The sequence below is a fragment of the Flavipsychrobacter stenotrophus genome (genome assembly GCF_002954265.1).
GTDB lineage: Bacteria > Bacteroidota > Bacteroidia > Chitinophagales > Chitinophagaceae > Flavipsychrobacter > Flavipsychrobacter stenotrophus.
On the sequence record NZ_PPSL01000001.1, the window covers coordinates 84,506 to 98,904 of the forward strand.

The window sequence follows — 14,399 nt, forward strand, 5'->3', positions numbered from 1 at the left end:
TTTTAAAAACTATAACATGTTTAATAAATTCATTCAGAGGCCGGTTCTGGCTATAGTGTTGTCGCTTGTGATCATATTCATGGGTGTGCTTGCTATCAAAACCCTCCCTGTATCACAATACCCATCTATTGCTCCGCCAATGGTGGTTGTAAATATCGCTTACCCCGGTGCCAGTGCCGATGTACTGGTGAACTCCGTGCTTATACAGATGGAGAAAGCTATTAATGGTACACCGGGCATGAAGTACATGACATCGGATGCCACCAGTGCCGGTGAGGCTACTATACAGGTAGTGTTCGACCTGGGCACGGACCCTAACCAGGCAATGGTGAACGTGAAGACACGAATAGAACAGGTCACTAACCTGCTGCCTGAGTTGGTGCAGCGCGAAGGACTTGTAGTAAGCTACACCTCGCCCAACATGCTGATGTATGTGAACTTGTACAGCAAAGACCCGCATGCTGATGAAAAATTCCTTTACAACTTTGCAGGGGTAAATATTGTACCCGAACTGAGCAGGTTGAAAGGTGTGGGTAGTGCAAAAATATTGGGTAGTCGTCAGTTTGCTATGCGTGTATGGCTAAAGCCTGATAGAATGAGGGCTTACAATGTATCTACCGACGAGGTAATGGAGGCGCTTGCGCAACAAAGTATAATAGGCTCGCCGGGAAGAATTGGGCAGGCGACTGGTAAACGATCTCAGGCATTGGAGTATGTGCTTACTTACAAGGGGCGATTCAACACCCCTGAGCAATATAAAGAAGTTATCCTTCGCTCCAATCCTAATGGCGAGATCCTTCGCCTGAAGGATGTGGCAGATGTGGAGTTGGGTAGCGAGTTTTATGATATCTATTCTAACATGGATGGCCACCCATCTGCCGCTATTACGCTGAAGCAGACCTATGGTAGTAATGCCAGCGATGTAATTAAAGAAGTAAAGGCTAAGTTGGATGAGATCAAGGCCAGTTCGTTCCCTCCCGGCATGGACTACCAGATAAGCTATGATGTATCTACCTTCCTCGATGCCTCTATAGAAAAAGTTATCCATACACTTGCTGAGGCATTTATTCTCGTGGCTATTGTAGTGTTCCTGTTTTTGGGAGACTGGCGTTCTACACTGATACCTACGTTGGCTGTGCCAGTATCTCTTATTGGTGCATTTATCTTTATGCAAATGATGGGGCTGACCATCAACCTCATTACCTTGTTTGCATTGGTATTGGCCATTGGTATTGTAGTAGATAATGCCATTGTCGTTGTGGAGGCGGTGCATACCAAAATGGCGGAGGAAAATCTATCTCCTTTTAAGGCAGTAAAGAAAGTACTGCGAGAGATCAGTGGCGCCATCATCGCCATTACCTTGTTGATGACTGCAGTGTTTGTACCGGTTGCATTTATGTCGGGCCCTGTAGGGATATTCTACAGGCAGTTCTCTATAACCATGGCGGCATCTATTGTTATCTCGGGTGTTGTGGCATTGACGCTTACACCAGTGTTGTGTGCTATGATATTGAAGAATACCCATGGGCAACCTAAAAGAAAAACACCGATCAACAGGCTTACCGATGGATTTAGTAATTGGTTTGAGCGGGTTACCGGGAGGTATGCAAGTTTGCTCAGGTTGATCGTCAATCGCAGAGTGGTGACATTTGGTTTGTTGCTGGCCTTCTGCGGAGGCATTTGGGTAATGTCTGCTACGCTGCCAACTGGTTTTATACCTAATGAGGACCAGGGAATGGTATATGCTATTATCCAAACCCCTCCAGGCTCAACACTGGAAAGAACCAATGATATAGCCAAGCACCTGCAACAGATAGCATCGCATGTAGAAGGTGTACAATCGGTATCGGCGTTGGCAGGCTATGAGGTGTTGACAGAGGGTAGAGGATCTAATGCGGGCACCTGTTTGATCAATCTCAAAGGCTGGTCGGACAGGAAACATTCTGCCAAAGAGATCATTGAGGAACTGGAAGAAAAGGCCAAGGCTATTCCGGGTGCTACTATTGAATTCTTCGAGCCACCGGCAGTGCCGGGGTATGGAGCTGCAGGAGGCTTCTCGCTGCGCCTGTTAGATAAGACCAATACCGGTGACTACAAATCTTTCGGTAAGGTGAACGATGAGTTTATGGCGGCACTGAAGAAGTGCAAAGAGCTGACGGGGCTGTTCACCTTCTTTGCTGCCAATTATCCGCAGTATGAACTGGAGATAGATAACAATGCGGCCATGCAGAAGGGTGTATCTATTGGCAAGGCCATGAACAATTTGTCCATACTTATTGGTAGTACCTATGAGCAGGGGTTCATCAGGTTTGGTATGTTCTACAAAGTATATGTGCAGGCATCGCCGGAATACAGGCAACTACCCGAAGACGTACTGAAACTCTACATTAAGAACAACAAGGATGAAATGGTGCCTTATTCTGCCTTTATGAAAATAAAGAAGACACAGGGGCTCAATGAAATAACGAGGTACAATATGTACACGTCATCGGCCATCAATGGTGCGCCCGCTATTGGTTATAGCAGCGGTGAAGCAATTAAAGCCATACAGGAGGTAGCTGAAAAAACATTGCCGCGTGGTTATGGTATAGACTGGTTGGGCCTTTCTAAAGATGAGGTAGGTAGAGGGAACGAAGCATTGTACATCTTCCTGATCGTACTTGCATTTGTGTATCTGGTACTAGCGGCGCAGTATGAGAGTTTTATCTTGCCACTGGTGGTTATTCTCTCCTTGCCTGTAGGTGTGTTTGGTGCATTTCTGTTGCTCAAACTCATGGGATTATCTAATGACATTTATGCACAGGTGGGATTGGTTATGTTGGTTGGTCTGTTGGGTAAAAATGCAGTGCTGATAGTAGAGTTCGCGGTACAGAAACACCAGCAGGGTGCAACCATACTGGAGGCGGCTATAGAAGGTGCTGTTGTTCGCTTCCGTCCCATATTGATGACCTCTTTCGCTTTTATTGCGGGTTTGATCCCACTGATGTTTGCAACAGGTCCGGGTGCAATAGGTAACCGCACCATAGGGGCTTCATCGGCAGGAGGTATGTTGCTCGGTACGCTGTTCGGGGTGATCATTATACCGGGGCTATACTATGTATTTGGCAATCTGGCAAAAGGCCGTAAGCTCATACGCGATGAGGATCATGTGCCGTTGAGCGAGGATTTTACACACACTAAGAAGAAGAAGCGTAAGTTCTTCTTTAAATCAAACGAGGACGATTCATTAACCGAAAAAACTGACGATCATGCTTAGACAAAGAATATATAAAAGCCTTGGCATAGCCTGCCTGTCGTTGGTGTATGCTGGCTGTAAGTTGCCAACGCTGGCAGAACGGAATGTAAATAGAACGGTGCCCGCAGGATACGTTAATAGTACGAAGGATACAACCAATACTGCTAAGGTGGTTTGGAGAGACTTCTTCACTGATCCCTATTTGAATGCCCTTATAGATACAGCGCTTACGAACAACCAGGAGCTGAATATAACACTGCAGGAGATACAGATAGCGCGCAATGAGGTTAGGGCGCGAAAGGGAGAATATCTGCCATTTGTAGGCATCAAGGGTGGGGCAGGTGTTGATAAAGTGGCACGGTATACCAATATAGGCGCCCTTGAAGCCAATAATGAGATAAAGCCCGGCAAGGAAACACCCGATCCGTTGCCTGACTACCTCATAGCGGCAACCGCCACATGGGAGGTGGATGTGTGGCATAAGTTGCATAACGCAAAGAAGGCTGCAGTTAACCGGTATCTGGCATCTGTGGAGGGGAGAAATTTTGTGATCACTAACCTGGTTGCAGAGGTAGCCAATTCTTATTATGAATTACTGGCGCTGGATAATCAGTTGGAAATAGTGAAACAGAATATAGAGCTGCAAAATAATGCGCTGAGAATTGTAAAACTACAGAAGGAAGCTGCACGTGTTACAGAGTTGGCTGTTCGTAGGTTTGAGGCGCAGGTACTTAATACGCAGAGCCTTCAGTACAATATACAGCAGAACATCACCGAGACAGAGAACAGGATCAACTTCTTGCTTGGGCGCTATCCGCAACCTATACTCAGAAATGACCAATCATTCAGCGCCTTGGTTCCCAAGGTTGTGTCGAGCGGTATACCATCGCAATTGTTGGAGAACCGACCAGATGTAAAGCAGGCAGAATTGGAGTTGAAAGCCAGTAAGCTGGATGTGCAGGTGGCAAAGGCTGCCTTCTATCCATCATTGGGTATTTCGGCTTCGGTAGGCTATCAGGCGTTCAATCCTGCGTACGTTGTGAAAACGCCGGAATCAATGCTCTATTCATTGGCAGGTGAGTTGGTAGCGCCATTGGTAAACAGGAACGCTATTAAGGCCATGTACCTTAATGCCAATGCTAAGCAGATACAGGCGGTGTACAACTATGAGCGTACGGTATTAAAGGCATATACCGAAGTGGTTAACCAGCAATCTAAGATCGGCAACCTGGAAAAGAGTTTTGAACTGAAATCGAAGCAGGTACAGGCGTTATCGCAGTCTGTAGATATTTCTAACGAGCTCTTCAGGTCTGCACGAGCAGATTATATGGAGGTATTGCTTACTCAACGCGATGCACTGGAGTCAAAATTCGAGCTGATCGAAACACAGAAACAGCAACTCAATGCGGTGGTGAATATCTACCAGGCGTTGGGTGGTGGATGGAAGTAGAAAGAGTCACGCATGAAAATCAGATTTGATGGTAATGTAAAAGCCTTCAGAGCATTAACTCTGAAGGCTTTTTATTTGTTGCTCCATTCTGTAAGACTGAGGAGCTTTTTACTTTTCAGTTCTACCTAATACTGTCCTGTACTCAGCATTACGAGTGTACATGCTTCAATCGGCTCTATGCCATTCTTCTGCGCCAACGATTCCAGTTCTTCGTTCTCTGTACCGGGATTAAAAATGATGCGTCTTGGTTTCAGTGAAAGAATGTAATCGTAGTAGGGTTGCTGATGCAGTGGATTCAGATAAAGTGTTACTGTGTCTATTTCATCTGTAGCAGGCTTTTCAGTGAGTATTTCTACTCCATCTACATTTCCTTTCACCTTTCCTAATGCAATTACAGACTGCCCCTTGCTGAGCAGTTTCTTTACCGCCATGTTGCTGTAGCGGGAAGGATTCTCAGATGCACCTAATACTAATGTCTTATTTTTCATGCTGCACTTTTATACCGGTATCGCTACAAAAATTATTCCGCCATAGACATAGCTATCATCTCGGCTATGTCCATCACCTTTACGGTATCTTCTTTTTCCTTGTTCTTAACACCGTCTGTAAGCATGGTTGTACAGAACGGACAGTTAGCAGCAATAATGGTAGCACCGGTTTCCAGTGCCTGCTCGGCACGATCGAAGTTTACTCTTGATGTGCCCGGTTCTTCTTCTTTGAACATCTGCGCACCACCGGCACCACAGCACATACCGTTGCTACGGCAGCGCTTCATTTCTATTACTTCTGTTTCGAAAAATTCCAGCACCTTGCGCGGAGCCTCATATATGCCATTACCACGGCCCAGGTAGCAACTATCGTGGTAAGTGATCTTCTTGCCCTTAAATGAGCCGCCTTCTTTTAGTTTGATGCGGCCTTCATCTATTAACTGCTGCAGGAAAGTAGTGTGGTGAACCACTTCATAATTACCGCCCAGTGCAGGGTATTCATTCTTGAAAATGTTGAAGCAATGCGGGCAGGTGGTCACTACTTTCTTAATGCCATAGCCATTAAGCAGGGCAATATTGTTGTAAGCCATCATCTGGAACAGGAACTCATTACCGGCCCTGCGTGCAGGATCGCCTGTGCAGCTTTCTTCCTTGCCCATTATGGCAAAAGATACACCCACCTTATCCAATATCTGCGTAAAGGCTCTGGTAACCTTTTGGGCACGCTGGTCAAAACTACCCGCACATCCTACCCAAAAAAGTACTTCCGGTGTTTCGCCGCTGGCGGCAAACTCTGCCATTGATCTTACCTGCATATTGTTGAATTTCTATATTAAAGTTGTACTAACGCAGTACAGGGAATACTGTACCATAGTACAGACCAAAGATAAGCAGGGGTACTTAAATTCCCCAAAATAAAGACTTTAAAGAAGAAAATACTTTGTGCTAATTCACATAATACCCATCCGGCGAATACATGACCGGCAGGATCTTGTGGTTCTTTTCAAAGTAGTCGTAGCCGGGTTTCAGGGTGTTCCAGAACGCTATGCTCTCGGGATAGTTGATATATTCGCGTTTCAGGTATTCCATTCCTTTGGGCGTCATTCGGGTAGGGAAGATGTGAACGGGTATGTTTTCTTCTCCATTTACCTTGGCATTGAGGCAGAGGGTGTAGAGTTCCTGTATGCCCTCATCTGTCATAGGCATGCAGCCCACAGTTACGCAGCCGCCATGGATATATATGTCGCCGCCTTTGCGAGGCTTTGTAGCCAGCAGGTTGTCTGAATAGTTAGGGTAATTCAGTAGCATCGACAGGTAATAATCGCTCTTAGGGTTGAAGTCATCAATAAAATAATAACCCTCCGGCACCTGCCGGTCTCCCTCACCACGTTTTGGACCTAATACGCCGGACAACGCGCAGATATGAAACATCTTGATCAGCGTATAGGGGCTGTTCTCATTGTTACGACCCCATACTTCCAGTTCGTTCTGTGCTTTGAACGCACGCAGGTAAATGTCTTTGGCGGGGTAGTTGAGGTTCTTTCGCTTGAAATTGCTGGCAAGTGAGTCATTATACTTTTTCCATGCATCAGATACTCTTGGGCACGACAGTTGGAAATTCTTGAAGTTCTGAGCGTCGGTCTGGGCATAGCCGGGTAATGACAGTAAAAATGCCACTATAAATAAACCTGTTACCCTGAACGTTGCTCTATTCATTATTCCTACTGCCTGTTTCGTTGAGATGGAAACAAATTTAATGAATTTATTGCCACATGGCTACTTACCATGTACAGCTCATTCAATTTTAGCTTTATGATAATGCTTTGGGGTGATGCATGGCCTGGATAGATTCCGTTAATGCCTCATAAACCTTCAGTAGTTCAGGGTGATCTGCCAGTAGAACTTTATGCTGCTCTATAGTAGTTATATCCTGCCTTATTGCCGGGCCGGTCTGTACTGCCTTAGGTGAAGCACTTTTCACTCTTTCGAATGTTTGTGCTATCATAGGCTGCAGGGTAGACGCCGGGAGGTTGTTTTCCTTACATATCTGCTCATTGATAGCCAGCAGGTGATTGATGAAATTGTTGGTCATCACCGCCGATAGGTGCAGCCACTTGCGCTTGGCATCCTTAGCTTCAAACAGGTTGTCTGTAATAGCATGGCCCATTTCCAGTACAAAACGCTTGGCCCTGTCAGATGATACTTCCCATGCAATAGGTATTTCCCTGTGTCCCGGAGTATTGTTTTTGAGAATTGAATATACCGGCCATAGCACAGCATGATCTTTGGCTGCATCTTTTATAATGTCCAGCGGCTGCGCGCCCGACATGTGTACCAATATTGTCTTTTTGAAATGTAATTGTTTCGCTACCTCTTCAATTGAAGCGTCTGAGACCGCAAGAAAGCACACATCGGCGTCTTCATCACGTACTTCGTTTATTGCACCAAATCTGTTAGATAACAATCCATCTGCAAGCTCTTTTACCGCTGTAGCATTACGGCCATAAACACCTTTGCATTGGTGGCCTCCTGCTGCTAATCTCTTCCCGAAAAACCAGGCGATGTTGCCCGATCCTATAATGCTGAATGTCATTCTTACTTTTTGTGATTGATATAATAGGATTCCATAATAGTGAACAGGCGCTCCTTTAGTGCGGGTATGTCATCGGTAGTCAGCCCTGTTGTGGGTATAGGGTCTAGAAAGTGTATCTGTATAGGGTGGGGGCGCATCCAGAATGTCCTGGTTGCCGGCAGTACTTTGGCTGTATTAAATATTACGCCGGGCATAATAGGTTTCTGTGCTTTTACTGCGGTACGAAATGCGCCGTCAAAAAACTGCTGCATGGGTTGGCCGCCTTTGTTTCGGGTACCTTCCGGGTACAAACAGAGATTCGTTCCCTGCTCCAGCGTTTCCTGCATTTTACCAAAACTACCTCTGCGGCTCTGGTCGCTTTTACGATCTACGAGTATGGATCCTGCTTTGTAGATGGCACCAAATAGCGGTATGCGGGACATTTCCATCTTTGCCAGCGTTTTGTTAGGCCCTGGTATCCACGGTGATGATACCGGTACATCCATAAAGCTGTTATGATTAAGGATCACCACATAATTTTCTCCCTTTTTGAATTTGTCTTTTCCTCTGCGGGTCACCGGGCAAAATATGAGCGGCATATAGATGCCCATCCAAAGCCGGAAAACGGGATGTAGTACCCGCGCCCGTCGTGGCTCCGGTAACAGAGAAATGATCCATACCGGTATCAGTACAAACAGCATAGTAGCCACAAACATTAGCGCGGCATACACTGCAAAAATTTTACCCAGTATGTTTTGAATCAATTTCATTGTTTATAGTTGATGCTTTCTTCACTACAACATTACATGCTGTTCGTTTGGAAATCATTTATCCTGAATGGCTTACAAAGTTACCGCATTTGGGTTATGAATACTGCAAATTCCTTCTACAGTGTCCAGTCTATTGGTGTCATGCCTTGCTCGTGCAGCCACAAGTTGGTTTTACTGAACGGTGCACTGCCGAAAAAGCCATTGTAGGCAGACAACGGAGATGGGTGTGCTGATTTAATGACCTTGTGCTTTGTGGTATCTATCAGTACTTCTTTATTCTGCGCAAACTTTCCCCACAAGATAGAAACTACATGCGGCCTCACTTTAGATACATGTTTGATCACCTCATCGGTAAAAATATGCCAGCCAAGCTGACTGTGAGACATAGGTGTGTTCGCCTCTACTGTTAGTGATGCATTCAGCAATAATACACCCTGATCGGCCCACTTTGTCAGGTCACCGCTTGCAGGCGGGGCAATGCCAAGGTCCGTTTGCAATTCTTTAAAAATGTTCATTAGAGAAGGTGGAGGTTTCACACCCTCAGGTACAGAAAATGACAGGCCCATTGCCTGTCCGGGATTATGGTAAGGGTCCTGGCCTATGATCACCACTTTTACATTGTCAAGGTGTGTATGTTCAAAAGCATTGAAAATTTGCTTGCCGGGCGGATATATGATCTTGCCAGCGGTCTTTTCTTCCTTCAGGAAATTAACTATTTCAAGAAAGTAGGGTTTATTAAATTCCTCTTTCAGTTCTTCCTTCCAGCCTTGTTCTAACTGTATGTTCATAGGTCAACAGATGTGCTATCAATGATTACATGATGCTTACCTCAAGTAGTTTTTCTCCTTTTAGGTACCCTTCCAACTTGTCGCCAACTTTTACAGGGCCTACACCCGCAGGTGTGCCCGTATAAATAAGGTCTCCTATATTAAGTGTGAAGTAGCGTGATGCATAAGCAATAATAGCATTGATATCGAAGATCATATCGCGGGTATGGCCGTCCTGCACCACTTCGTCATTTAGCTTCAATTGGAAATCAAGATCGCTCATTACGGTTTCTTCATTCAGAGCAACAAAAGTTCCTACGGCGGCAGATCCATCAAACGCTTTCGCTATTTCCCATGGCAGGCTCTTCTTCTTCAATTCATTCTGCACATCGCGGGCAGTAAAGTCTATGCCCAGGCTCACTTCATTATAATATTTATGGGCAAATTTCTCCTGTATGAATTTACCATTCTTAGCCATCTTCACCACTACCTCGCACTCATAGTGCATGTCTTTGCTGAATTCGGGGTAGTAGAACGGCTTTCCCGGATGCAACAATGCATTCTTGGGCTTCATGAAGATAACCGGTTCTGTGGGCAGATCATTTTTAAGTTCCTTGGCGTGGTCGGCGTAGTTGCGCCCTATGCATATTATTTTCATAACATTATATTATTGTGCCTGCATAGTATCGCGTACTTACCGCAGGCAAGTTGCAAAAATAATCGATTAAAAATTGCGGATGACTTTTTTTGCAGTTACTTTGTTTTGGAAAGATATACAATCATATCTCAACCCTCCTCATTTTCTATTTTCTGTCTGATGGCAAGAGTAAAGATCAAATTTCCCGATACCAAAGAATTATATATAGCCACAATACCGGTGCGCATTGGTGATATCAATTATGGTAACCATGTGGGGAACGATGCCATATTGAGTATTGTCCATGAAGCCAGGATGCTGATGCTGAAGGCATATGGGTATACCGAACTGAATGCGGCCGGTACTAGCCTCATAATGGCCGATGTGATGATCGCTTACAAAGGTGAAGCCTTTTACGGTGATACCCTCACAATTAAAATATATGCCGAAGAATTGGGTACAGTTTCCTTCGATCTGCTCTATCACATTACTACTATACGCAATGGTGTTGTAAAAGATATAGCCCATTGCAAAACCGGTATGGCCTGCTTCAACTATGATACACGTAAAACAGCTGCTATAACCGATGATTTACGAGCGTTACTAACAGGAAACGCAAAACAAAACTGACCCTATGCCACAAAGTAATTTTGAGCGAATGATACAACTGGCCGATGAGGTGTTTTCCTACCGTACCGATCCCGACCAGATAAGTGTAACTGAGAAGGAACGGGAACAGCTGGAACAGATAAGTCCGGCAACTTTGTCGGAATTTAATGAAGGTGATGGTCCCATAGCGTGGATTCTATTGATACCTACTACCACCAAGGTGATGCAGGATTTTATTACGCATACGATCTCTGAACGCCAGCTGTTGGAACAAACATTGCCAGGAGCAAAGTATGATGCAATTTATCTGTGCTCTGCATTAGTATTGGAAGAATACAGGCATAAAGGGATTGCCCTTAAGCTCACACTTGATGCTATATACACAATGCAAAAAGATCATGAAATTAAAGCGTTGTATGTGTGGCCGTTCACTGATGGTGGTGATAAGCTGGCAGATGTCATTGCTACTAAATCAGGGTTGCCGCTTTTGAAAAGAGAAGATTAATATTGGTGAACGTAACCTTGTTTAAAAGATTTGACAACTTTTTGGAAAGTTGTCAAATCTGATATGTGTTGGAAGTAATATTGCTTAATGCGCTACACTTTACCCAGCCATTGCATGGCATTCTTGAAGAGTAGTTTTTCTTTTAGTTCTTTTGTATAATTCATGCTTTCTATAAGCAGCCCAGGGTGATGCTCGCCAAGTGGGAAAGGGTAGTCACTACCCATGCATATTTTATCAGCTCCCATTGTGTCAATGACAAAATCTAAAGCCTTAGGATCGTGTACCAACGCATCTATCCAGAACTTGCCAATGTAGTCGCGTGGATTAACCGGGTTGTCAACGGCACATAAGTCTGGTCGCACATTGTAGCCATGTTCTATGCGGCCAATAGTAAGTGGGAAACTACCACCACCATGAGCGAAAGCCACACGTAGTTTAGGGTGGCGTTCCAGCACTCCGCTGAATATCATAGAGCAGATGGCTCGACTGGTTTCTGCAGGCATACCCACCAGCCATGGCAACCAGTATTTGCTCATTTCTTTTTCACCCATCATCTCCCAGGGGTGTACGAATATACTACAGCCCAGTTCTTCCGCAGCTTCCCAGAAAGGATTGAAGTAAGGATCGCCAAGATTCATAGTGTTGATATTAGAGCCGATCTCTATCCCTGGCATTTTCAGTTCTTTTATGCAGCGCTCCATTTCTCTTATGGCCACATCCACATCTTGCATAGGTACAGTACCCAGGCCCATAAAACGGGTAGGGTGGTGGTCTACACATTGGGCTATATGGTCATTAAAGAAACGTGATGTTTCCAGTGCATGTTCTGGCTTGGCAAAGTAGTTGAACAAAACCGGTATGGTTGATAATACCTGCATGCCCACGGTGGTCATATCCATTTCTTTTACGCGTACATCAGCATCCCAGCAGTTATGTTCTATTTCGCGAAACACCTTATCGCCCTTTATCATCTGGGCGCAACATGGCTTATGGTGTTTCAGACGTATAAATTCTCCATACCCAAACTTCTGAAACCAGTTGGGTATATGCTCCGGCATTATATGTGTGTGGATGTCGATTTTCATATCAAGTCAAAAGTAGATAGTAGAAAGTAGAAAGACAAAAGTAACCCAAACTTCCCTTTAAGATCATGGCAGACATTGTATAGCAAAAAGGTGCATCACATGAATGATGCACCTTTTGTAAAAAAAGTAATGCCACATTTTTCAATTGAGCCATTAAGCTATTGAGTCATTGAGCATTTTAAATTATTCCTGATGGAACGGATATTTGTAATCGGTAGGGGGTACATAAGTTTCCTTTATTGTACGTGGGCTTAACCAACGATAAAGGTTAAGGATAGAACCTGCCTTGTCGTTTGTGCCAGATGCGCGTGCACCACCAAATGGCTGCTGGCCTACAACTGCACCTGTTGGCTTGTCATTGATGTAGAAGTTGCCAGCGCTATTCACCAGTTTCTTTGCCATAAATTCTATAGCATAACGGTCTTGCGAGAAGATAGAGCCGGTCAATGCATATGGGGAAGTAGTATCTACTACATCCAGCATCTCTACCCAATTATCTGCTTCGTAAGTGTAAATGGTCAATACCGGTCCAAAGATCTCTTCGCACATAGAGCTATAAGAAGCATCGGTAGTTTCTATGATCGTTGGTTCAATGAAATATCCTTTAGAACTATCATAGTTGCCACCGCATATGATCTTAGCTGCACCATTACTGCTCTTAACAGCGTCTATATACTTTGTAATGCTATTGAATGCTTTTTCGTCGATAACTGCATTGATGAAATTGGTAAAATCATCAACAGGACCCATTTTCATTGTCTTAACCTGTGCTATCAGTTTTTCTTTGATCTCATCGGCAAGGTTAGATGGAATGTATGCGCGTGAAGCAGCGGAGCATTTCTGTCCCTGGTATTCAAATGCGCCACGGGCAAGGCCTGTAGCTACAGCAGCAGCATGCGCGCTTGGATGAGCGAATACGAAATCTTTACCACCTGTTTCACCTACTATACGTGGGTAAGACTTGTAGCGGGCGATATTCATACCAATGCTTTTCCACATGCTCTGGAATACACCGGTAGAACCTGTGAAGTGAATACCTGCAAAGTCGGGGTGCGCATAGCAAACCTCACCCACCATAGCTCCCGGAGGATAGATAAGGTTGATAACGCCTGCAGGCAATCCAGCTTCTATAAGTATTTCCATAAATACACTTGCTGAGTAGATCTGTGTATTAGCAGGCTTCCAAACAACTACATTTCCACACATGGCAGGTGCTGTAGGCAGGTTACCACCAATAGCTGTAAAGTTGAATGGAGTTACCGCAAGAATAAAACCTTCTAACGGGCGATATTCCATACGGTTGTTTATTCCGGGTGATGATAACGGCTGTCCTTTATATATCTGGCTTACAAAATGTACATTGAAACGCAGGAAGTCGATCAGCTCACAAGCGCTGTCTATCTCCGCCTGGTAGGCATTCTTACTCTGGCCCAGCATGGTTGCCGCATTCATACGGAAACGATATTTGGTAGCCAGCAGGTCTGCGGCCTTCAGGAAGATATTTGCCCTGTGCTCCCAGCTTGTTGATGCCCAGCTTTCGCGTGCTGCCAAAGCTGAATCTATAGCCTGGTGCACATGTTCTTCATTACTTTGATAGTAATGTCCTAGCAGATGCGCTTTTTCATGCGGTGGATGTATGTCTTTCTTTTCACCATTGCGTACTTCTTCACCATCAATGTACATAGGGATATCCCTTACCTGGGCCTTCAGCTCAGCTACAGCTTTCTGTAGTTCTTTTCTTTCGTGGCTACCCGGTCCGTAGTTTAATACCGGTTCATTTTTTGGTTCGGCAAAATCGAAATACGCGTTGTTCATATAAACTAAGAATGGTTATTGTTTGTTATAAAAATTGTTGCAACTCAATTGGAGAATGCAAAGGTAGTTTTTTACGATTAAACGCTGTAATCGTTAGGAAAATGGTAACCATCCCTTAAATGATGTATCAAACAAAAGTTTTACCAGGGATATTTTTTCTAAATGTTTGGTCATTGTCGGTAAGGTCACACTGTGAAAACAGGATAGGCGTTTCCCTGTTTTTGAAAAAATTGCAGGCTATTTAGGGGTGAAAGGGGGAACAAACGGGGTCAAATTGGCCATTGTGGAAAACTTTTTTCAAGAAATTACATAGTTTTTTAAAATTAATTTAAATAATGCATCGCTGCCGAATATTTAATTAAAAGTTAATAATGTATTCTAAAATATGCTTTTTTAGTCACATTTTAAAAATAATAAAACTAAATAAAATATTATGCGAATAAGTCTATAACTTGAGTAGACTACT

At 44.3% G+C, this 14,399-nt stretch carries 13 protein-coding genes; 4 read left to right on the forward strand and 9 right to left on the reverse strand.

What is annotated here, in order from left to right; genetic code table 11:
* The first annotated feature begins 16 nt into the window (after positions 1-16).
* A complete protein-coding gene (locus CJD36_RS00405) occupies positions 17-3,256 on the forward strand; it encodes an efflux RND transporter permease subunit (RefSeq protein ID WP_105037138.1) in 3,240 nt (1,079 codons plus the stop codon).
* Positions 3,249-4,685 carry a TolC family protein gene (locus tag CJD36_RS00410; RefSeq protein WP_105037139.1) on the forward strand — a complete coding sequence of 479 codons (1,437 nt, stop codon included), beginning with the start codon at positions 3,249-3,251 and terminating at the stop codon, positions 4,683-4,685. Before CJD36_RS00405 ends, CJD36_RS00410 begins: the two co-directional genes overlap by 8 nt.
* Before the next feature lie 125 nt (positions 4,686-4,810).
* Here the strand turns inward: CJD36_RS00410 and CJD36_RS00415 are convergent, their stop codons facing one another.
* The 7 genes from CJD36_RS00415 to CJD36_RS00445 all read right to left on the reverse strand — a co-directional run bounded on the left by CJD36_RS00415 (position 4,811) and on the right by CJD36_RS00445 (position 9,940).
* A complete protein-coding gene (locus CJD36_RS00415) occupies positions 4,811-5,173 on the reverse strand; it encodes a CoA-binding protein (RefSeq protein ID WP_105037140.1) in 363 nt (120 codons plus the stop codon).
* A 32-nt stretch (positions 5,174-5,205) separates the two neighbouring features.
* Entirely contained in the window at positions 5,206-5,988 is a 783-nt protein-coding gene (locus CJD36_RS00420; protein WP_105037141.1) for a (Fe-S)-binding protein, read from the reverse strand.
* A gap of 130 nt (positions 5,989-6,118) precedes the next feature.
* Positions 6,119-6,889: a L,D-transpeptidase family protein gene (locus tag CJD36_RS00425; protein ID WP_105037142.1), complete on the reverse strand. Its 771-nt coding sequence runs from the start codon at positions 6,887-6,889 to the stop codon at positions 6,119-6,121.
* Between the two features lie 94 nt (positions 6,890-6,983).
* On the reverse strand, positions 6,984-7,766 hold the full coding sequence (locus tag CJD36_RS00430; protein WP_105037143.1) for a Rossmann-like and DUF2520 domain-containing protein: 783 nt from the start codon (positions 7,764-7,766) through the stop codon (positions 6,984-6,986).
* A 2-nt stretch (positions 7,767-7,768) separates the two neighbouring features.
* Complete coding sequence (locus CJD36_RS00435; protein ID WP_105037144.1) at positions 7,769-8,515, reverse strand: lysophospholipid acyltransferase family protein; 747 nt, start codon at positions 8,513-8,515, stop codon at positions 7,769-7,771.
* 116 nt (positions 8,516-8,631) lie between these two features.
* Complete coding sequence (gene ung / locus CJD36_RS00440) at positions 8,632-9,303, reverse strand: uracil-DNA glycosylase (RefSeq protein WP_105037145.1); 672 nt, start codon at positions 9,301-9,303, stop codon at positions 8,632-8,634.
* Positions 9,304-9,328: 25 nt separating this feature from the next.
* The gene (locus CJD36_RS00445; RefSeq protein WP_105037146.1) at positions 9,329-9,940 is read right to left on the reverse strand and encodes a fumarylacetoacetate hydrolase family protein; all 612 of its coding nucleotides are present in this window, start codon (positions 9,938-9,940) and stop codon (positions 9,329-9,331) included.
* A gap of 159 nt (positions 9,941-10,099) precedes the next feature.
* Between CJD36_RS00445 and CJD36_RS00450 the strand changes: the two genes are divergently transcribed.
* A complete protein-coding gene (locus tag CJD36_RS00450) occupies positions 10,100-10,549 on the forward strand; it encodes an acyl-CoA thioesterase (RefSeq protein WP_105037147.1) in 450 nt (149 codons plus the stop codon).
* Between the two features lie 4 nt (positions 10,550-10,553).
* The gene (locus CJD36_RS00455; RefSeq protein WP_133162432.1) at positions 10,554-11,033 is read left to right on the forward strand and encodes a hypothetical protein; all 480 of its coding nucleotides are present in this window, start codon (positions 10,554-10,556) and stop codon (positions 11,031-11,033) included.
* Positions 11,034-11,125: 92 nt separating this feature from the next.
* Here CJD36_RS00455 and CJD36_RS00460 read toward each other — a convergent pair whose 3' ends face one another.
* Together CJD36_RS00460 and pruA are read right to left on the reverse strand one after the other, a co-directional pair.
* Positions 11,126-12,118, reverse strand: a complete 993-nt coding sequence (locus CJD36_RS00460) for an amidohydrolase family protein (RefSeq protein WP_105037149.1) — start codon at positions 12,116-12,118, stop codon at positions 11,126-11,128.
* A gap of 183 nt (positions 12,119-12,301) precedes the next feature.
* A complete protein-coding gene (gene pruA / locus CJD36_RS00465) occupies positions 12,302-13,933 on the reverse strand; it encodes an L-glutamate gamma-semialdehyde dehydrogenase (protein ID WP_105037150.1) in 1,632 nt (543 codons plus the stop codon).
* Positions 13,934-14,399: the final 466 nt, after the last annotated feature.